General features: G+C 73.7%; 19 protein-coding genes. 11 read left to right on the forward strand and 8 right to left on the reverse strand.

Features of this window, described 5'->3' with window-relative positions; translation table 11 throughout:
* Together ABD901_RS50635 and ABD901_RS50640 are read left to right on the forward strand one after the other, a co-directional pair.
* A partial coding sequence (locus ABD901_RS50635) for a hypothetical protein (RefSeq protein ID WP_345140795.1) occupies positions 1 to 620 on the forward strand: 620 nt, incomplete at its 5' end.
* Positions 617 to 1,114 carry a SigE family RNA polymerase sigma factor gene (locus ABD901_RS50640; RefSeq protein WP_345140798.1) on the forward strand — a complete coding sequence of 166 codons (498 nt, stop codon included), beginning with the start codon at positions 617 to 619 and terminating at the stop codon, positions 1,112 to 1,114. The genes ABD901_RS50635 and ABD901_RS50640, both read left to right, overlap by 4 nt.
* Here the strand turns inward: ABD901_RS50640 and ABD901_RS50645 are convergent.
* The 4 genes from ABD901_RS50645 to ABD901_RS50660 form a co-directional block, all read right to left on the reverse strand.
* Positions 1,101 to 1,367 (reverse strand): acylphosphatase, encoded by a 267-nt coding sequence (locus tag ABD901_RS50645; protein ID WP_345140801.1) that lies wholly within the window; start codon positions 1,365 to 1,367, stop codon positions 1,101 to 1,103. The genes ABD901_RS50640 and ABD901_RS50645 overlap by 14 nt on opposite strands.
* A complete protein-coding gene (locus ABD901_RS50650) occupies positions 1,364 to 1,693 on the reverse strand; it encodes an antibiotic biosynthesis monooxygenase family protein (protein WP_345140806.1) in 330 nt (109 codons plus the stop codon). Before ABD901_RS50650 ends, ABD901_RS50645 begins: the two co-directional genes overlap by 4 nt.
* A gap of 188 nt (positions 1,694 to 1,881) precedes the next feature.
* Positions 1,882 to 2,562, reverse strand: coding sequence for a GOLPH3/VPS74 family protein (locus ABD901_RS50655; RefSeq protein WP_345140809.1), 681 nt, complete (start codon positions 2,560 to 2,562; stop codon positions 1,882 to 1,884).
* Positions 2,563 to 2,566: 4 nt separating this feature from the next.
* Complete coding sequence (locus ABD901_RS50660; protein WP_345140812.1) at positions 2,567 to 4,582, reverse strand: DUF6545 domain-containing protein; 2,016 nt, start codon at positions 4,580 to 4,582, stop codon at positions 2,567 to 2,569.
* Positions 4,583 to 4,610: 28 nt separating this feature from the next.
* On the opposite strand from ABD901_RS50660, the gene ABD901_RS50665 reads away from it, so the two are divergent.
* The 7 genes from ABD901_RS50665 to ABD901_RS50695 all read left to right on the forward strand — a co-directional run bounded on the left by ABD901_RS50665 (position 4,611) and on the right by ABD901_RS50695 (position 9,158).
* Positions 4,611 to 5,042: a hypothetical protein gene (locus ABD901_RS50665; RefSeq protein ID WP_345140816.1), complete on the forward strand. Its 432-nt coding sequence runs from the start codon at positions 4,611 to 4,613 to the stop codon at positions 5,040 to 5,042.
* Positions 5,043 to 5,050: 8 nt separating this feature from the next.
* Positions 5,051 to 5,470: a M78 family metallopeptidase domain-containing protein gene (locus tag ABD901_RS50670; protein WP_345140819.1), complete on the forward strand. Its 420-nt coding sequence runs from the start codon at positions 5,051 to 5,053 to the stop codon at positions 5,468 to 5,470.
* A gap of 117 nt (positions 5,471 to 5,587) precedes the next feature.
* Positions 5,588 to 6,106, forward strand: coding sequence for a fascin domain-containing protein (locus ABD901_RS50675; protein ID WP_345140822.1), 519 nt, complete (start codon positions 5,588 to 5,590; stop codon positions 6,104 to 6,106).
* A gap of 53 nt (positions 6,107 to 6,159) precedes the next feature.
* Positions 6,160 to 6,498 carry a PadR family transcriptional regulator gene (locus tag ABD901_RS50680; RefSeq protein WP_345140825.1) on the forward strand — a complete coding sequence of 113 codons (339 nt, stop codon included), beginning with the start codon at positions 6,160 to 6,162 and terminating at the stop codon, positions 6,496 to 6,498.
* A 62-nt stretch (positions 6,499 to 6,560) separates the two neighbouring features.
* The gene (locus tag ABD901_RS50685) at positions 6,561 to 7,625 is read left to right on the forward strand and encodes a hypothetical protein (protein ID WP_345140828.1); all 1,065 of its coding nucleotides are present in this window, start codon (positions 6,561 to 6,563) and stop codon (positions 7,623 to 7,625) included.
* An 11-nt stretch (positions 7,626 to 7,636) separates the two neighbouring features.
* Positions 7,637 to 8,290, forward strand: a complete 654-nt coding sequence (locus ABD901_RS50690; RefSeq protein WP_345140831.1) for a ribonuclease FAU-1 family protein — start codon at positions 7,637 to 7,639, stop codon at positions 8,288 to 8,290.
* A gap of 7 nt (positions 8,291 to 8,297) precedes the next feature.
* Positions 8,298 to 9,158 (forward strand): hypothetical protein, encoded by an 861-nt coding sequence (locus ABD901_RS50695; protein WP_345140834.1) that lies wholly within the window; start codon positions 8,298 to 8,300, stop codon positions 9,156 to 9,158.
* 135 nt (positions 9,159 to 9,293) lie between these two features.
* Here the strand turns inward: ABD901_RS50695 and ABD901_RS50700 are convergent, their stop codons facing one another.
* Complete coding sequence (locus ABD901_RS50700; RefSeq protein ID WP_345140837.1) at positions 9,294 to 11,402, reverse strand: MMPL family transporter; 2,109 nt, start codon at positions 11,400 to 11,402, stop codon at positions 9,294 to 9,296.
* Between the two features lie 385 nt (positions 11,403 to 11,787).
* Complete coding sequence (locus tag ABD901_RS50705) at positions 11,788 to 12,207, reverse strand: SRPBCC family protein (RefSeq protein ID WP_345140840.1); 420 nt, start codon at positions 12,205 to 12,207, stop codon at positions 11,788 to 11,790.
* Between the two features lie 81 nt (positions 12,208 to 12,288).
* On the opposite strand from ABD901_RS50705, the gene ABD901_RS50710 reads away from it, so the two are divergent.
* Positions 12,289 to 12,849, forward strand: coding sequence for a dihydrofolate reductase family protein (locus tag ABD901_RS50710; RefSeq protein ID WP_345140843.1), 561 nt, complete (start codon positions 12,289 to 12,291; stop codon positions 12,847 to 12,849).
* Between the two features lie 20 nt (positions 12,850 to 12,869).
* Here ABD901_RS50710 and ABD901_RS50715 read toward each other — a convergent pair whose 3' ends face one another.
* The gene (locus ABD901_RS50715) at positions 12,870 to 14,150 is read right to left on the reverse strand and encodes a multidrug effflux MFS transporter (RefSeq protein WP_380139629.1); all 1,281 of its coding nucleotides are present in this window, start codon (positions 14,148 to 14,150) and stop codon (positions 12,870 to 12,872) included.
* Positions 14,151 to 14,285: 135 nt separating this feature from the next.
* On the opposite strand from ABD901_RS50715, the gene ABD901_RS50720 reads away from it, so the two are divergent.
* Positions 14,286 to 14,753 carry a hypothetical protein gene (locus ABD901_RS50720; protein WP_345140850.1) on the forward strand — a complete coding sequence of 156 codons (468 nt, stop codon included), beginning with the start codon at positions 14,286 to 14,288 and terminating at the stop codon, positions 14,751 to 14,753.
* Here the strand turns inward: ABD901_RS50720 and ABD901_RS50725 are convergent.
* The gene (locus ABD901_RS50725; RefSeq protein ID WP_345140853.1) at positions 14,722 to 16,551 is read right to left on the reverse strand and encodes a 3-keto-alpha-glucoside-1,2-lyase-like domain-containing protein; all 1,830 of its coding nucleotides are present in this window, start codon (positions 16,549 to 16,551) and stop codon (positions 14,722 to 14,724) included. The two genes, ABD901_RS50720 and ABD901_RS50725, sit on opposite strands and share 32 nt — an antisense overlap.
* Positions 16,552 to 16,720 lie beyond the last annotated feature (169 nt).

Raw genomic sequence — 16,720 nt, forward strand, 5'->3', positions numbered from 1 at the left:
CCGTGGCGGTGATCGGCGCGCGCGCCGCCGCCGGCGCGCTGCTGCGGCCGGGGCCGGTCCCGGTCGCCGGGCCGGCGTCCGGCGGCTCGCCGCCGCCGGTCGCGAGCGCCGACGGGCGGGTGCGCGCCACCCCGGCCGGGCTGCTGCAGCTGCTGCTGGCGCTGCTGCCGCTGGGGGCGACCAGCGGCTACGCGGCCGACCCCGCGCAGCCGATGGTGCAGGTGTACCTCGACGCCGGCGCCGGCCCGGGCATGCTGCGGGTGAGCGTGGCGCGCGTCGCGCCGCACGAGCCGATGTTCATCGGGCAGAGCGAGCCCGGTTTCGAGGTGCACGGCCCGACGGACCTGCCGGGCGGCTACCGCGTGCTGGTCCTGCAGATCGAGGACAACTGCGTGCAGCGCACCGTCGTGGAGGTGCGCCACCCGGACGGCACCCAGGTGCAGGTCGACATCGCCTCCTGCCTGGCGTGGGACGGCGAGCAGAACCGCCCGGCGCCGCAGGCGCTGAGCGTCGCGCAGGCCACCGCGGTGGCGAGCGACCCGCGGTGGGGGCTGCGCATCGACCCCGCCGTCGAGGCGGCCGGCGCCGGCCGCTTCCCCCGGCTGGCGGCGATCGGATGACGCGCGCCGATGAGGAGGAGTTCACCGAGTACGCCCGCGCCGCGGCCGCCCGGCTGCGGCGCACGGCGTTCCTGCTGTGCCACGACTGGCACCTCGCGCAGGACTTCACCCAGACGGCCCTCGCGCGGCTGTTCGTGCATTGGGGGCACATCCAGCGCCGGGAGAGCCCGGACGCCTACGCGCGCAAGGTGCTCCTGCGGGTGTTCCTCGACCATCAGCGCCGGGCCAGCAGCCGCGAGGTGGTCGTGGAGCGGCCGGCGGACCGGCCGGCGCCGGGCGGCCAGCCGGAGCTGCGGGTGACGCTGCTGGAGGCGCTGCGGCGCATCCCGCCGCGGGACCGGGCGATCCTGGTGCTGCGCTACTGGGAGGACCAGAGCATCGAGGCGGTCGCCGACCTGCTCGGCGTGTCGGAGGCGACGGTCAAGACGCAGAGCGCCCGCGGCCTGGCCCGCCTGCGCGCCCTGCTCGGCGCGGAGCAGCTCATCGGATTCTGAAGCCGGTGATGCCCTCGGCCGGCTCGTCGTGCACCGCCACCCCGGTCACCTGCGCCCACTCGGGCCCCTCACCCGCCCAGGTGACGAGCGCGCCGACCGGCTCGTCGCCGCCCTCGAACACCGCCTCGACCCGCCCGTCGGGCAGATTGCGCACCCAGCCGGCGACGCCGCGCGCCTCGGCGACGCGCCGGCACGTGTCGCGGAAGTACACCCCCTGCACCCGCCCGGAGACGAGCACCCGTTTGCGGATCATGCCTCGACCGTACCGCCGGAGACCTGGACCGCGACGTCATGATGCGCAACCCGCTCGTCCCAGCGCGTGAGCACCCGCCGGGCGGCGTCCTCGACGACGGCGGCGCCGGGATCGTCCCCGGCGAACCCGCGCACGTCGGCCATGCTCGCGAAGTAGGTGATCGAGGTGAAGCGCACCTCGTCGCCGTCGTCGAGGCGCAGCAGGCGCGCCCCACGGAACCCGGGCACCCGGCCCAGGTGGTCGCTGACCTCGGTCTCGTAGTGCCGCTGATAGGCCTCGGCGTCCGCGCCGCGGGCCGCCCATCCCTGCCATACGCGTGCGATCACCGGCTCAGCCTATCGCCGGGAGTGAATCGGCAGTGACCGCAAACCCGTTTGTCCGCTTCAGCTGCGGGCCTGCGGCCGCTGCCGTTCCCCCCTTCGCACCATCCTTGTCGTTCAGCACATTGATGTCAACGGGTGTTTCCACGCATACCGAAGGTTGTAACACTGGATTGCCAAGGTCGTGCTCACGGTCAGGTGCCGCGGCGCGGGGTGAGCGCGATGCGCGCCGCCGCGGCGCCGACCGCCTCGGCGACGGTGTGCGCGTCGCCGGTCACCGCGGCCGCCATCGCTCGCAGGCGGCCCAGCGCGGCCCGGTTCGCCGCGTCGGCGACGACCGGCTCCAGGCCGGTGGCCACGGCGAGCGCGGCGAGGGCACGGGTGCGCTCGTCGACGCGGATCGGGAACCCGCCGACGGCGCCGGTGAGGTCGGCCGCGTGGCGCAGCAGGATCCGGGGCGCGGCCGCGGCGAGCGCGTCCGCGGCGACGTAACGCGGGCGGGCCGCGGCGAGGCCGGTGCGCCCGGCCAGCCGCTCGAGGCGCCGCGGCGGGGGCCGGCGCACCACGCCGGCGCGGACGAGGTCGTCGCCGACCATGGCGTACGCCGCCGAGGCCAGCAGCTCGATCCAGCGTTCGGCGCCGTGCTCGGCGCCGCGCAGGGTGTCTGCCGTGGACGCCCCGACCGGGTCGGGCGGCGTGCCGGTGACGCGCACGGCGCCGTCGCCGAGGCGGATGTGCCCGGCGAGGGCGAGCTCGCCCAGCAGGGCGCCCGCGACGCCGGCGCCGAGCAGGGCGGCGTCGATGTGCGGCCGGCCCGAGTACCCGTCGTGCGCCAGCAGGAAGTACTCGGCGAAGAGCGGCGGGCGCGGCTGCATAGCGCTACCGGGCCGGCTCGGGCGCGACCCCGCGCAGGGTGGCCCGCACGACGGGCGAGCGGCGCAGGGCGCGACCCACGAGTACCAGATGCGGGATCGTCGCCGAAGGCGGAAGGTCGGCCGCCAGCAGCGGCTCGGCGGAGCGCTCGGCCGGCGGGGCCACGCCCGGGCCGCGCCGCGCGCGCAGGGCCACCGCGAGGACCGCCGCCTCGACCTGGACGTCCCGGTCGGCGGGCCGGCACCGCCGCTGCGCCTCGGCGCGGGCCACGAGCCACGCCTGCGGCGGCGCCCAGGGTGCCAGCACCGCGTAGGCGTCGAGGATCTCGACCGGCATGCGCAGGGCGGCGAGCGGTGCGTGCCGGGCGAGGGACCGCAGGGCGGCCGGACCGCGGTACCGCGGCAGGAGCTCGATCTCGGGCACCGCCGCCCGCACGCGGCGCCACAGCGGCCAGAGCCGGGCGACCGTGTACAGCGCGTGCAGCCGGTGCCCCGGCCGGCGCCACGCCGACGCCCGCGGCACCGCGTCGGGCACGCCCGGCGGGCCGCCCCCGGCCAGGACCAGCGGCGCGCCGGCGCTCGCGGCGCGCAGGGCGTTGGCGCCGACGCCCGCGTAGGCGGCCGGGTTGGAGCGGCGGAACAGCGGCGCGTAGAGGAACCCGGCGACGGCGCTGAGCGTGAGCAGGCCGGTGAGCACCCAGGCGTCCGGCGAGCCGCGGCCGGCGCCGAGCACCGTGCCGGCGTTGACGACGGTGACGGCCACGATCGGGGCCACGCCGGCGATCGCCAGCGCCGGCGCGTAGCGGGTCCGCCACCGCGACGCGCCGGGCCGGCGGGCGAAGAAGCCGATCACGGCCGCCGAGGTGAGCGCGAGCAGCGTCAGGACGCCGAGCGCGCTGAGGTACGACAGCCAGGCGAACAGGTTGAGCACCGGGTCCAGGCCGAGGACCGCGAACACCACCACCGACACCGCCGACGCGCCGCTCTGCGCGAGCGAGCCGGTGATCGGCGCGGCGTATCGGCGGCCGGTGCGGGCGAGCCGGCCGGGCAGCAGCCGGTCGCGGGACATCGCGAACGCGTAGCGGGCCACGCAGTTGTGGATGCTCAGCATGCACGCGAACACGCTGGTGACGAGCAGCGAGTTGGCGACCGCGGCCGGCACCGCGCCGAACGCGGCGTCGATGATCGCGAACGGCATCCCTGCGCCCGGGTCGCGGGCCAGGGCCACCACGTCGGCCGGGCCGGCGCCGACGGTCATCGCCCAGGCCGTGAGGGTGTACAGCCCGCCGGTGACGATGAGCGCCAGGTAGGTGGCGCGGGCGACGGTGCCGCTGTCGCCGCGGGTCTCCTCGCTGTACACCGCGCCCTGCTCGAAGCCGAGGTAGCCCGTCACCGCGAAGGCGAACACGACGCCGATGCCCGGCTGCAGCAGCTGCCGCGGCTCCAGCCCGGCGAGGCTCGCCGCGCCGCCGGCCGGGTGGGTCAGCGCGGCGGCGTCGAAGAGCAGCACCGCGCCGATCTCCAGCGCCAGCAGAGCGGCCAGGACCTTGGCGTTGAGGTCGATGCCGTACAGCCCGAGCGCACCGACCGCCAGCAGCGCGACGGCGGACCACACCCACCACGGCAGCGCCAGCCCCAGGCGCTCGGCGGCGTAGGCGCGCAGCAGGGCGCCGAACAGCCCGTAGAGCGCCGTCTGCACCGTGCTGTACGACACGACGGCCACGAACGACGCGGCGACGCCCCACCCGCGGCCCAGCCCCAGCGCCACGTACGGGTAGAAGCCCCCGGCACTGCGCACCCGGCGGCTCATCGCCGCGTAGCCGACGGAGAAGAGCCCGAGGACGGCGGCCAGCACCGGGTAGGCCAGCGGCGTGCCGACGTTGCCGCTCACCGCGAACGTGGTCACGAGCCCGCCGACGAGCACGGTCAGCGGGCCGGAGGCGCTGATCAGGATCATCGCCAGCCCCCTGGCGCCGAGCTCGCGCCGGCCGGGCCGGATGCGCGCCAAGATGTCCCCCCGCATCGATGATGTCCCATGCTAGCCTCTGGCCATGGCCACGTTCGCGGAGCGGCTCGATCAGCTGTTCCGCACCGTGTGCAGCCCCGTGACGGGCAAGCCCTACAGCGTGCGGCACGTCGCCGCCGCGTGCGGGCTGTCGCACACCCACCTCAACAAGCTGCGCTCCGGCCTGGCCAGCGACCCGCGCTGCTCGGAGATGGAGGCCCTGGCCCGCTTCTTCGGGGTGCCGATCGACCACTTCGTCAGCGGCGCCGACCGCGAGCCGGCCGCGCCCGACGAGCACAGCGCCGCCCTCGCGGCCGCGCTGCGCCAGCCCGGCGTCTCGCAGGTCATGCTGCGCATGGTCGAGCGGCAGCTGTCACCGCAGGGCGCGGCCGCGGTCATCCGCATCATCGACGAGGTGGCCAGGCTGGAGGCGGCGCAACGCCTCCGGGCGGCCGGCGAGGAAGACGTTCCCGACTGAGGCAGGACATGTCCCGGTACAGCGACGACGCGCTGGTGCTGACCCTGGTCCGCGAGGCCGGGGCGGTCCTGGACGACCTCGGCCTGCCCGGCTCGTTCACGCTCGCCGACCTGCACGCCCGCGTGGAGGCCCGCCGCGGCCGCCCGATCGACGTCCGGCCCTACCGGATGCCGGCCGAGGGCCCCCACGGGCTGTGGGTGATGGGCGAGAACGCCGACTACGTCTTCGTCGACGAGACCGCGCCGCCGCTGCGGCGCGCCCAGATCATCGGCCACGAGTTCGGCCACATGCTCTTCGACGACCGCGGCGCTCCGCTTCCCGGCGACCCGGCCGTGCGCGGCTGCACCCGATCCGGCTACGACGAGCTCATCGAGCAGCGCTGCGAGTGGTTCGGCACCGTCGTGCTGCAGCGCGTGCGCCTGACCTGAGAGTCGGCTCCCCGACCGTTCCACCGGTGCGGAACGCCCTGGAACGCCGTAGTGGGTGCGGCCCCCGATCACGCGGGGGCCGCTTCGCTGTCACTCCAGGGAGAAAAAGTCATGCACATGCGACGCGCATTCAGCGTGGTGGCCGGGCTCGCCCTCGCCGCCGCCGGCGTGGTGGGCCTGTCCGCGCCCGCCTCGGCGGCGCCGTTCTTCGCCACCCCGGCGACCTGCTCCATCCAGACCGTCAACACCCGCAACTTCCTGACCGCGGTCGGGGGCGGCGGGCGCACCAGCGACGTCATCCACAGCAACGCCACCGTGGCCAGTTCGTGGGAGACGTTCACGCTCGTCGACGCCGGCGACGGGGTACACGTCGGCATCCGGACCCTCACCGGCAACTTCCTGACCGCGGTCGGCGGCGGCGGGCGCACCACCGACACGATCCACTCCGACGCCACGCGCCTGCAGGCCTGGGAGAAGTTCAACGTGGTCCGTTTCGGCGGCGACGGCTTCGGCATCCAGACCATCGACGGGCACTGGGTGACGGCGGTGGGCGGCGGCGGCCGCACGAGCGACGTCATCCACACCGACGCCACCGTGGTCCGCTCCTGGGAGCTGTTCTTCTTCAACTGCCGCTAGACGTCGATGTGACTGCCCTGGCCATATATCGGATTTCGGTATATGGTCGGGGCATGCCCCTCAAGGAGTCCGCGTTCCTGATCCTGTCGGCGCTGGCCGCCGAGCCCACGCATGGGTACGGGATCATGAAGGACGTCGAGCAGCAGTCCGCCGGAGCCGTGCGCCTGCGGGCCGGCACCCTCTACGCGGTGCTCGCAGAGCTCGTCGAGGCCGGCCTCATCGAGGTCGAGCGCGAGGAGATCGTCCAGTCCCGCCTGCGCCGCTACTACCGGCTCACCGCCGCCGGCGCCCGGCAGCTGGCCGCGGAGGCCGACCGGCGCCGCGCCGCCGCCAACACCGCGGGCCGCCGCCTGCGCCGCAGCGGCCTGCTCGCCGAGGGCGGTGCCGCATGAGCGGCACGGAGCGAAGCGAAGGTATCGGCATGAGCGGCACGGAGCGAAGCGGAGCTGTCGGCATGACCACGCCGCTGGAGGCCCGCTACCGGCGCCTGCTGCGCGTCTACCCGGCGGCTTACCGCCGCGCGCACGGCCCCGACATGCTCACCACGATGCTCGCCGATGCCGCGCCGAATCAGCGCCGGCCCCGCCTCGGCGACGCCGCCAACCTCGTCTTCCACGGCCTGCGGCTTCGCCTGCTGCGCGCGCCGCGCGGCGGGTTCTTCGACACCGGCTGGGCCGACGCGTGCGCCCTGATCGGACCCCTCGCAGCGCTGCTGCTGCTCGCCGAACGGGTGCCGCTGCTGCGGCCGCACCTGGAGTCGAACTCCTTCAGCGCGCAGGCCGCCGCCTGGGCGCTTGTCGCGGCCGCCGCCCTGTCCGGTCTGCGCCGGATCGCGGCGGTGCTCGGCTGGGCCGCACTCCTCGCCGAGGCCGCTCCATTGATCCGTCTCTATGATTCGGCACCCGTACAGGTCATCGACGGCCTGTGGCGCCCGGCGCTCGCGCTGACCGGCGCCGTCGCGCTGACCGGCGCCGTCGCGCGCTCGGTGTGGTCGGCGTTCGGCCGTCGCCGCCTCGCCACGGTCCTCGTCGCGTTCGCCGTGTTGGATGCCGTCGCGATCGCCGGGAGCACGTCGCCCCGCGACCCCCTGCCGGTGGGCGGCACCAGGTACGTGTTCTCCCCCGGCGACCTCATCGGCACAGGCGGCCCGTCCGGCTTCACGATCGAATCGGCGTCCGGGCTGTCGCTCAGCCTGATGCTCGGCGCCTTTGGCCTATCGCTGGTCGCGCTCGCCGTCGCCGTGCTCACCGTGCCCGGCCGCATCCGCCGCCGGCTCGTGGTCGCGGCACTGCCGGTCGCCACCGTCGTCCTTCTCGTCGACCGCGGCCTGGCCGGCTGGGCGGTGTCCAACGCCAACATGGGCCACGCGATCCCGCTCGTGCCAATACAGTGGCTCGCCCTGGCGCTGCTGCCCCTGGCCGTGTTTACTGCCGGCCTGTGGTGGGTCCGCCGCCGCGACGAGACGCTGCGCCTGGCCGCCCTCGGCGCCACGATCGACAACTCGGACCCGGCCGCCTAGCCTCCGGTGGCGTGACGGATGAGGTGCTCTACCGCGACTTCCGCGGCGACGGGACCCTGGTCCTCGTGCTGCCGCAGCGGGTGGTGTCCGACGACGAGCGCGGCCTGCTGACCTGGCGGCCGATCGGCACGACGGGCCTGTTCCGCCGCACCGCCGACGGCCGCGACCGGCGGGCCGTCCCATTCCGCGAGCGGGACACGGTGGCGTGGCGGCTGGCCCCGCTGACGTGGACCGGGCGGCACGTGCTGCACCTGTTCCGCCCCGGCCGCGCACACTCGGTGTGGTGGATGTTCACGCCGGAGTTCGAGCTCGATCGGTGGTACGTCAACCTCGAGGCCGCGCCGGCCCGCTGGAGCGACGGCCCGGGCGCGCCGGCCGGCGTCGACACGTTCGACCACGCCCTCGACATCGTGGTGCCGCCCGACCGGGCCTGGCGGTGGAAGGACGAGGGCGAGTACGTCGAGCGGATCGGGCACCCCGCCTACTGGAATGCCGAGCAGGCCGCCGGGATCCGCGCCGAGGGCGAGCGCGTCGCCGCCGACGTGGAGGCCCGCCGCTTCCCGTTCGACGGCACGTGGCTGGACTTCCGCCCCGACCCGTCCTGGCCGGTGCCGCAGCTGCCGCCGTCCGGATGGGACCGCCCGCGAGTCCATTCGTCACTATGATTGCCGCATGATCGATGTCGCGCCGCTGCGGGCCGCGATCGACCGGGTCGCGCTGCTGCTGGACCCGCCCGATGAGACCGCGCTGCGAGCGGCGCTGGGCGAGCTCTCGGCGACGGTGATGTGCGAGCCGGCGCGGGCCTCGTTCGCGGTGTACTCGGACTCGTTCGGCTGCCGCTGCGACCTGTTCGACCTGCCCGACGACGAGTTCGAGGAGGCCCAGCGCCGCCTCTACGCCGGCGCCGACGAGGCCGCCGTCTCGATCGCCGCCGCCCTGGACCTCCCGCCCGCCGGTCCGTTGGACGTGGTCCCCCACCTCGGCTACGGCGACGCCGTGCGCCTGCGGGCCGGCCACTGGGTGGTCAGCGTGACCGTGCGCGCCGACGGCGACGACGTGCCGGTGTTCGTCGAGGTCTGCGTCGAGTACGGCGCCGGGCTGGGCGAGCGCCTGCTGGCCTGGGCTCCGCCTCCGGCCTCCCGCCCCGCGCCGGTCGACTGGTCCGCCGCCGGGGCGGAGCCGCCGGCCGAGTACCGCTGGCTGCTCGAGCACTACGGCCTCGGCACGTTCGGCTCGCTGGTGACGCTGACCGCTCCGGCCCCGTTGCGCCCCGCCTCCGCGAGGGGGTTCCTGCGCCTGGACTCCGACGCGACGTTGCCGGTGGCCACGGCCGGCGGCACGACGACGCTGGCGTACGTGGTCGCGTCGCCGACCCCGTCCGTCCGCGTGCACTTCCCGGACGGCGGCGACGGCGACACGGACGTCGGGCTGCTGCAGTTCCTGGTCGCGCTGCTCTGCGGCAACGCCACCATCCCCGGCCTGCCGTCACCCACGCCCGGGTTCACCCCGGCGCCGGCCGATGGCGAGCCGTGACGGCCCATAACCGACGTCATCGAGGACCGGCGCTGCCGTAAGGTCTTGGCACCGCGGACCTGGCAGCGGAGGGCCGCCAGGCCCGCAGCGGTGTCTGGTGGGAACTACGGTCGTCAGTTGGGCGGACCCGAGTCCCTATGAAGTTGTCGCGGCGGCGAGCTCCTTGTCCTCGACGGGCTCGTCCTCGACCCTGGCCAGGCGGCTCGGCCACCACATGCGGCGGCCGACGTCCAGGTTCAGGGCGGTGACCAGGACCGAGCGCACGATGATCGTGTCGAGCAGGACGCCGAACGCGACCGCGAAGCCGATCTCGGCGAAGGCGGTCAGCGGGAGCGTCGCCAGGACGGCGAAGGTGCCGGCCAGGACGAGGCCGGCGCTGGTGATGACGCCGCCCGTCGCGGCCAGGCCGACCAGTGCCGCGCGGCGGGTGCCGTGGCGTGTGGACTCCTCGCGGACCCGGGTCATCAGGAAGATGTTGTAGTCGATACCCAGCGCCACCAGGAACACGAACACGAACAGCGGGAACGAGGTGTCCGCGCCGTGGAAGCCGAAGACGTGGCGGAACACCAGGGCGCTGATGCCCATCGCGGCGCCGAAGGAGAGCACGACCGTCGCGATGAGGATGAGCGGTGCGACGATCGAGCGCAGCAGCAGGATGAGGATGAGCAGTACCACGGCCAGGACGACCGGGATGATGACGTCGCGGTCGCGGCCGGCGGCGCGCTGGACGTCCAGGTTGATCGCCGTGGTGCCGCCGACCTTCGCCTCGGCGCCCGGTATGGCGTGGACGCGGTCGCGGAGGCGGTCGATCGTCGCGTACGCGGCCGGGCTGTCGGCCTCGTCGACGAGGTAGGCGTTGACGTACGCGTGGCCGCCGACCGGCGGGATCGCGGTGACGGTCTTGGGGTCGAGGCCCTCGGTGCCGGCGGCCGCGGCGCGGATCTCCTCGGACTTCGTGGCGGCGCCGATGATCACGACCGGGGTGCCGGCGGCCGCGGCGCCGTGCCGGGCCAGGACCTCCTCGCCGACGACCGAGTCCTGCGTGCCGCGGAACGACTCCTTGTTGGTGAGGCCGGTCGCGCCGAGCTGGACGATGCCGATGGTGGCCACGCCCAGGATGAGGGCGGTGGCGACCCACACCGAGCGCGGGCGGCGGCCGATGCGCGCGCCGATGCGGGCCCACAGGCCGGTCGTCGTCGGCTCCGGCGAGCCGACCTTCGGGCGCAGCGGCCAGAAGATCCAGCGGCCGCAGATGGTGAGCAGCACCGGCAGGAGGGTGAGCATGACGGCCAGGCCGACCGCGATGCCGATCGCGGCGACCGGGCCGAGGCCCTTCGTCGCGTTGGTCTCGGCGAAGAACAGGCACAGCATGCCGAGCACGACGGTGGCGCCGCTGGCCACGATCGCCGGGCCGCCGCGGTGCAGCGCTTCGGTCATGGCCTCGTGCCGGTCGGCGTGGCGGCGCAGCTCCTCGCGGTAGCGCGCGATGAGCAGCAGCGCGTAGTCGGTGCCGGCGCCGAACACGAGCACGGTCAGGATGCCGGCGCTCTGGGCGTTGACGACCAGGCCGGCGTGCCTGGCGAGCAGGTAGATCACGGCCTGCGCGGCGAGCAGCGCCACGCCCGATGAGATGACGGGCAGCAGCCACAGCAGGGGGCTGCGGTACGTCACCAGCAGGATCACGACGACCACGACCACGGTGCTGGCCAGCAGGTTGGTGTCGATGCCGGCGAAGGCCTTGCTCGAGTCGGCGGCGGTGCCCAGCGGGCCGGAGATGTGCACGCTCATGCCGTTGGCGCCGGACTCGGCGGTCGAGCGCAGCTTTTCGGCGTAGTCGCCGGCCTTGTTCCAGCCGTCGCTGCCGAGGTTGATCGGCACGATGATCTGCGCGGCCTTGTTGTCGCCGCTGATCTGCGGCGCGGAGACCTTGCCGTCGATGTCGGGCAGGTTGGCGAAGGCCTCGGCGTCGGCGTCGAGCTTGTCCTTGTCGGGCCCGCTGAGCCCGGCCTCGCGCTCGTAGACGATGACCGCCGGGATCGTGTTCGGTGAGCTGAAGCTCGACTGGACGTCGAGGACCTGCACCGACTCGGCCGCCCCCGGCAGCCACGACTTGTTGTCGTTCTTCTCGGCGTCCGTGAGCTTCTGCGACAGCGGCAGGGCCAGCGCGATGACGGCCAGCCAGAAGACCACGAAGACGTACTTCACCCACCGCCCCGCGATGAGCCCCGCGACAGATCTGGTCATGGATCGATGCTGCCCTTCACCTAGGTAGCGACACTACATATTGTGACACGGGACACTGATCGATCCGTTGACCTGGGAAATGTCTGACGAATGCCGCTCGGCGCACTCCGGGCCGTCTGCGGCGTTTTGTTTCCGTGATCATGTGTTTCGACGCATCCACGGGGCCGCTTTCCATGATCGCGGAAACAAAACGTACCCCCTTGTGCGGTTTGTTTCCGCGTTGGTGCAGAACCGGCCTCCGACGGCCCGGAAGACGCATGATCACGGAAACAAAACGCCGGCCGACCCTGAAACCGCCGCGCCAAGGGCGGCCCTGCGGCATTGGTCCGGATTTATCGCCTGCCGACGGATAAATCGGATAAGTCGTGGCGCGCCAGCGTCCGACTTATCCGGAGAACGCGCGCCGGGACTCGAGGGTTGCGCGCATTTCCTCGATGCCGCGCGAGACCCGGGCGCGGACCGCTGTCTCGCGGTCGTGCGGCAGCACGTCGGTGGTCCAGACGAGGCGCGACCGGCCGCCGTCGTGGTCGAAAACCTGGAACGCGGCGTGGTGGTGCTCGAGCGCGAGGCGGCCCGGGCCCTGGACCGAGTAGGCCATCCGGCGCTCGGCGGGGTCGATCGCGACGATGAGCTCGCGCACCTCGGTGCCGTCGGGCATCGTCAGGATGCGGACGTCACCCTCGAGACGGGCGTCGAGCACCCGGCCGGGCAGGAGCCGCCGGTGTACCGCACCGACGTCCGCGATCGCCGCCCAGACCTCGCCGGCCGGCGCCGCGACGATCGTCTCCACCCGCACGGATGCCACGGCGAAATTCTAGGCGCCGGATGTCGAGCGGCCCGCCGCGGCTCCGACCACCGGGCAAAGACGAGCCGCGAGGGGCCGGACATGCGAAAGATCATCTACTGGGTGCACACGTCGGTCGACGGGTTCATCGACGGGCCCAACGGGGAGTTCGACTGGCCGCACATGGGGCCGGAGCTGTCGGCGTACTCCGAGTCGCTCGACGAGCGGGTCGACACGCTGCTGTTCGGCCGGCCGGTGTGGGAGATGATGGTCGGCTTCTGGCCCGACGCCGAGTCGATCTCCGACGACCCGCACACGAAGGCGTTCGCGCCGTTCTGGCGGGCCACGCCGAAGATCGTGTTCTCCCGGACCTACGCCGGCGACGAGTGGACCGAGCGGGTCATCCGCGACGACCTGGCCGCCGAGGTCGGCGCGCTCAAGGCCGCACCGGGCGCCGACCTGCTGCTCACCGGCGGGGCGGGCCTGGCCGCGGCGCTCACCGAGCACGGGCTCATCGACGAGTACCACATCGCGGTGCACCCGGTCGTCCTCGGCGGCGGCCGGCCGCTCTTCGGCCGGCCCGAAGCGCGGCTCGACCTGCGCGCCGAGGGTTCCCGGCTGCTCGACGGGCAGGTCGTCGTCACCACCTACCGGGCGGCCTGACCCAGCCGCCCGGCGGGCGGTCAGTGCGCGACGGCGACCGCGGGCTCGACGGCCTCGACCGGCAGGCGGCGGGGCCGCACGACCAGCCACAGCGCCAGGCTCGCGGCGGCCATGCCGCCGAAGACCACGATCGCCATGGCGACGGCGCCCACGCCGAGCACGCCGACCAGCGGCGCGGCGAGGGCGCCCACGCCGAACTGCACAGCGCCGAGCAGCGCGGCGGCGGTGCCGGCGGCCTCGCCGTGGCGGGACAGGGCGATCGCCGGCGCGTTCGGCATGGCCAGGCCGACCATGGCCAGGACCGTCCAGAGCGGCACGAGCACGCCGGCCAGGCCGCCGGTGTGTGTCGAGGCGAGCACGAGCATCACCGCGCCGGCGACGACGCCGGCCAGCAGCGCGCCGGAGAGGATGCGCTGCGGGGTGAAGCGGCGCAGCAGCCGCACGTTGAGCTGGGTGGCGCCGATCAGGCCGACCGCGCCGCCCGCGAAGACGACGGCGAACTGCTGCTGGCTCATGCCGAACTCGTCCTGGAACACGAAGCTCGAGCCGCTCACGTAGGCGATGAGCGCGGCCATCGCCAGGCCGGAGACGAGGATCAGCCCGACGTAGACGCGGTCGGTGAACAGCCGCCCGTAGTCGCGGACGGTGCCGCCCAGCCCGCCGGAGCGGCGCCGGTTGCCCGGCAGGGTCTCCGGCAGCGCGACCGCGGTCGCCACGAGGATCGCCAGGCCGGCCGCGCACAGCACCACGAACACGCCGCGCCACTGGGTCAGGCGCAGCACCTGCCCGCCGATCGTCGGCGCGAGGATCGGGGCCACGCCGACGACGAGCATCAGCCGGGAGAACAGGCGTGCCGCGGCGAGCCCGCTGAACAGGTCCCGCACGACGGCCATCGCGACGACGGACGCGGCCGCGGCGCCGAGGCCCTGCAGGACACGCAGCGTGCCGAGCGCGGCCAGGCCGGGCGCGAACACGCACAGCGCCGAGGCGAGCACGTGCACGCCGATGCCGGCCAGCAGCGGCAGCCGGCGGCCGAGCGCGTCGGAGAGCGGCCCGACGATCAGCTGCCCCACCGCCAGCCCGGCGAGGGTGCCGGTCAGCGTCAGCTGGACGGCCGCCGCCGAGGCGTGCAGGTCGGCGGTGATCGTCGGTAGCGACGGCAGGTACATGTCGATGGTGAGCGGCCCGAGCGCGGTCAGGAAGCCGAGCAGGAGCACGAGCCGGAACCGGCGCCCGACCGGCAGGAGCTCGCCGGGTGAACGCTCGGCAACGGGCGGGTTCGTCGTCAGGGTCTCGGCCACGACCAATGACAAGGCATCGCTCCCCCGCGATCTTCCGCCGCCCGGCTATTGGTAACGGTCCTCACTCTTGACCGATAAAGCTTGACAAGCTTCCGGGACAGCGGCGGCGCTCGCATCGTGGGATAGTGCGATGCCATGAACGGGTACCCGTGGGGCGCGCTGCGCGGGCTCGCCGTCGGCATCGTCGCGGGTGTCGCCGCGGTCGTGGTCGCCGCGCTGATCCTGTGGCTCCACCCGGTCGGCGACGGGCCGTGTGGCAGCGACCTCGCCTGCCTGGCGGACCTGGAGGGCGTGCTGCTGGCGATCGCCAGCGTCCCGGTCGTCGTCGCGATCGCCGCGCCGGTGGCGGCACGGCTGCTCGGCGCGCCGCTCGCCGGGCTCTACGCGGTGCCGGCGGTCTGGGTGCTGGTGGTCGCCTGCGTGGGCGTCGGCCCGGCCGACCGGCAGCGGGTGTGGCCGTTCAACTCGTTCGTGAGCAGCCTCGCGATCTACCTGGTGCTGTACGCGCTGCTCGGCCTCTACGGCGCGCGGGCCGGGGCGACGGCGCGCCCCGGCCCGCAGGCCGGCGAGGTTACAGGGTTACCGCCCGGCCACCCAGAGTGACCACCAGGCGGCCGTCCGAGGCGAACGACCAGGACAGGGCGCCCGAGTAGTTCGCGCAGCGGGAGCCGTTGGTGCCGGCGTAGAACTGGTTGGAGCTGTCGGCGTCGCCGACGGTCTTGTCGTTGGAGCCGCTGCCGGAGCGGCACGACGTGTTGTTGCGGAACACCGACGAGCCGCCGTCGAAGGAGAAGTTGCGCTCGGTGTTGTCGATGCTCAGGTTGTTGGAGATCGTCATCGTGCCGAGGTTGCGGTTGTACGTGAACCCGTGCTTGCCGTTGTCGAAGGCGATGTTGCGGCGGATCACGTGATTGACGGAGATGTCCTCGCCGCCGAGCTTGTAGCCATTGCGGTCGCCGTTGCTGTTGACCGTGCCGTTGCTCAGGGTGCCGTTGTTGTAGGACAGCGAGTCCTCGATCGTGACCGGGCCGATCGGGCCGGTGTCGGTCTTGGTGTACAGGTCCCAGCCGTCGTCGATGTTGTTGTGCGACACGGCGTAACGGAACACATTGCCGTTGCCGACGGTGAGCTTGGCCGCGAAGCCGTCCGCGTCCTCGCCGTCGGCGTCGGCGTTGTCGTGCGACTCGGCGCTGAGGATGAGGTTGTTCGACGGCCACTGGCTCTGCGGCGTGTCGGAGGCGATGCGCGAGAGCTGCAGGCCGCTGTCGCGGTTGTACCGCGTGATCGTGCGCTCGATGACGTTGTTGCTGCCGCCGACGAAGATGCCGTTGTCGCCGGCGCGCTCCACGACGATGCCGTACAGGTGCCAGTAGTTGCCGTTGACGGCGAGGCCGCGGTTGGCGGGGTCCTCGGTCTGCGCGGAGAAGTTCAGCACCGGGGTTTCGCCGGGGTACGCCATGAGTGTCTTCGTCGCCCCCGACGTGCCGTTGTTGCCGGGCGCGATGGTGATCGTGCTCGACTGCGCGTAGGTGCCGCCGCGCAGGTAGATGGTCCCGCCGGCGGTGACGCGGGTGATCGCCGACGCGAGCGTGGTCGGGCTGGACTGCGTGCCCGGCGCGCTCGCGCTGCCGCTCGGCGACACGTACAGCGTCGAGGACGGCGGCTGGCTGTTGGACGGCGACGGGCTGGCGGAGGCCGAGGCCGAGCGGGTCGGCGAGGCCGACGCGGACGGCGAAGGCCCGCCGGTGGTCGCCGACGGCGTCGGGCTCGTCCCGCCCGTGGTGACGACGACGTCGTCGAAGCCGGCGGTCGAGTACGCCGTCTGCAGCCCGATGCGCCCCTTGGCCACGACGCTGCTGGTGCCCGAGCCGACCGCGGTGCCGTCGACCGCGGCGCTGATCTGGGTGCCCTTGACGGTGAGCGACAGGGTGTACCACGTGCCGGTCGCCACCGTGCGCGAGGCGCTGGCCAGGACGGTGACGGAGCCGCCGTTCACGGCCTGCAGCTGCACCGCGTTGCCGGGCAGCAGCGCGAGCCGGTAGAACGTGGTGGCGCCGCCGGCCCGGGCGAGCAGGCCGGCGAAGCCGCCGGAGCCGAGCGAGAGCGGCTTGACCCGGGCTTGGACCGTGTAGTCGGTCCAGTTGCTGTCGCCGGCGAAGAAGCGGGCGTTGTTGGTCGTGGCGTTGGACTGCTGCAGCACCTTGCTGCCGTCGGTGACGACGGTCCAGGTGCCGCCGGACTTCGACCAGGCGCTGGTGGACCCGTCCTCGAAGTTGGCGCTGAAGGCGGTGTCGGCGAACGCGGCCTGCGTTGCGGTCACCACGCCCACGGCCAGGGCCGCGGCGGCGGCCGCGACCAGCCACCGGCGCGCGCGCAGCCGGGCTCGGAGCTGGGATGTCATGGAACCTCCTGGGGCAGCATGCGCCGACACGCTTGAGGAAAGCGCGTTCCCGGGCAGGCGGGCCACGGACCGGCACATATCGACGGAACACGATTGTAAGGAAAGCGTTTTCCTGGCGACAAGGCCGCGCGTTTGCAGGTTTGTTGCAGCGCGTTACCGCGGCGGCGCG

The organism is Dactylosporangium darangshiense, assembly GCF_039537565.1.
Taxonomy (GTDB): Bacteria; Actinomycetota; Actinomycetes; order Mycobacteriales; family Micromonosporaceae; genus Dactylosporangium; species Dactylosporangium darangshiense.

Bases quoted from the DNA above. Each gene is read 5' to 3' on its own strand.
- ABD901_RS50640 (WP_345140798.1), top strand. From the start codon at position 617: ATGACGCGCGCCGATGAGGAGGAGTTCACCGAGTACGCCCGCGCCGCG.
- ABD901_RS50645 (WP_345140801.1), bottom strand. From the start codon at position 1,367: ATGATCCGCAAACGGGTGCTCGTCTCCGGGCGGGTGCAGGGGGTGTAC.
- ABD901_RS50655 (WP_345140809.1), bottom strand. From the start codon at position 2,562: ATGCAGCCGCGCCCGCCGCTCTTCGCCGAGTACTTCCTGCTGGCGCAC.
- ABD901_RS50660 (WP_345140812.1), bottom strand. From the start codon at position 4,582: ATGCGGGGGGACATCTTGGCGCGCATCCGGCCCGGCCGGCGCGAGCTC.
- ABD901_RS50665 (WP_345140816.1), top strand. From the start codon at position 4,611: ATGGCCACGTTCGCGGAGCGGCTCGATCAGCTGTTCCGCACCGTGTGC.
- ABD901_RS50670 (WP_345140819.1), top strand. From the start codon at position 5,051: ATGTCCCGGTACAGCGACGACGCGCTGGTGCTGACCCTGGTCCGCGAG.
- ABD901_RS50675 (WP_345140822.1), top strand. From the start codon at position 5,588: ATGCGACGCGCATTCAGCGTGGTGGCCGGGCTCGCCCTCGCCGCCGCC.
- ABD901_RS50680 (WP_345140825.1), top strand. From the start codon at position 6,160: ATGCCCCTCAAGGAGTCCGCGTTCCTGATCCTGTCGGCGCTGGCCGCC.
- ABD901_RS50685 (WP_345140828.1), top strand. From the start codon at position 6,561: ATGACCACGCCGCTGGAGGCCCGCTACCGGCGCCTGCTGCGCGTCTAC.
- ABD901_RS50695 (WP_345140834.1), top strand. From the start codon at position 8,298: ATGATCGATGTCGCGCCGCTGCGGGCCGCGATCGACCGGGTCGCGCTG.
- ABD901_RS50700 (WP_345140837.1), bottom strand. From the start codon at position 11,402: ATGACCAGATCTGTCGCGGGGCTCATCGCGGGGCGGTGGGTGAAGTAC.
- ABD901_RS50710 (WP_345140843.1), top strand. From the start codon at position 12,289: ATGCGAAAGATCATCTACTGGGTGCACACGTCGGTCGACGGGTTCATC.
- ABD901_RS50720 (WP_345140850.1), top strand. From the start codon at position 14,286: ATGAACGGGTACCCGTGGGGCGCGCTGCGCGGGCTCGCCGTCGGCATC.
- ABD901_RS50725 (WP_345140853.1), bottom strand. From the start codon at position 16,551: ATGACATCCCAGCTCCGAGCCCGGCTGCGCGCGCGCCGGTGGCTGGTC.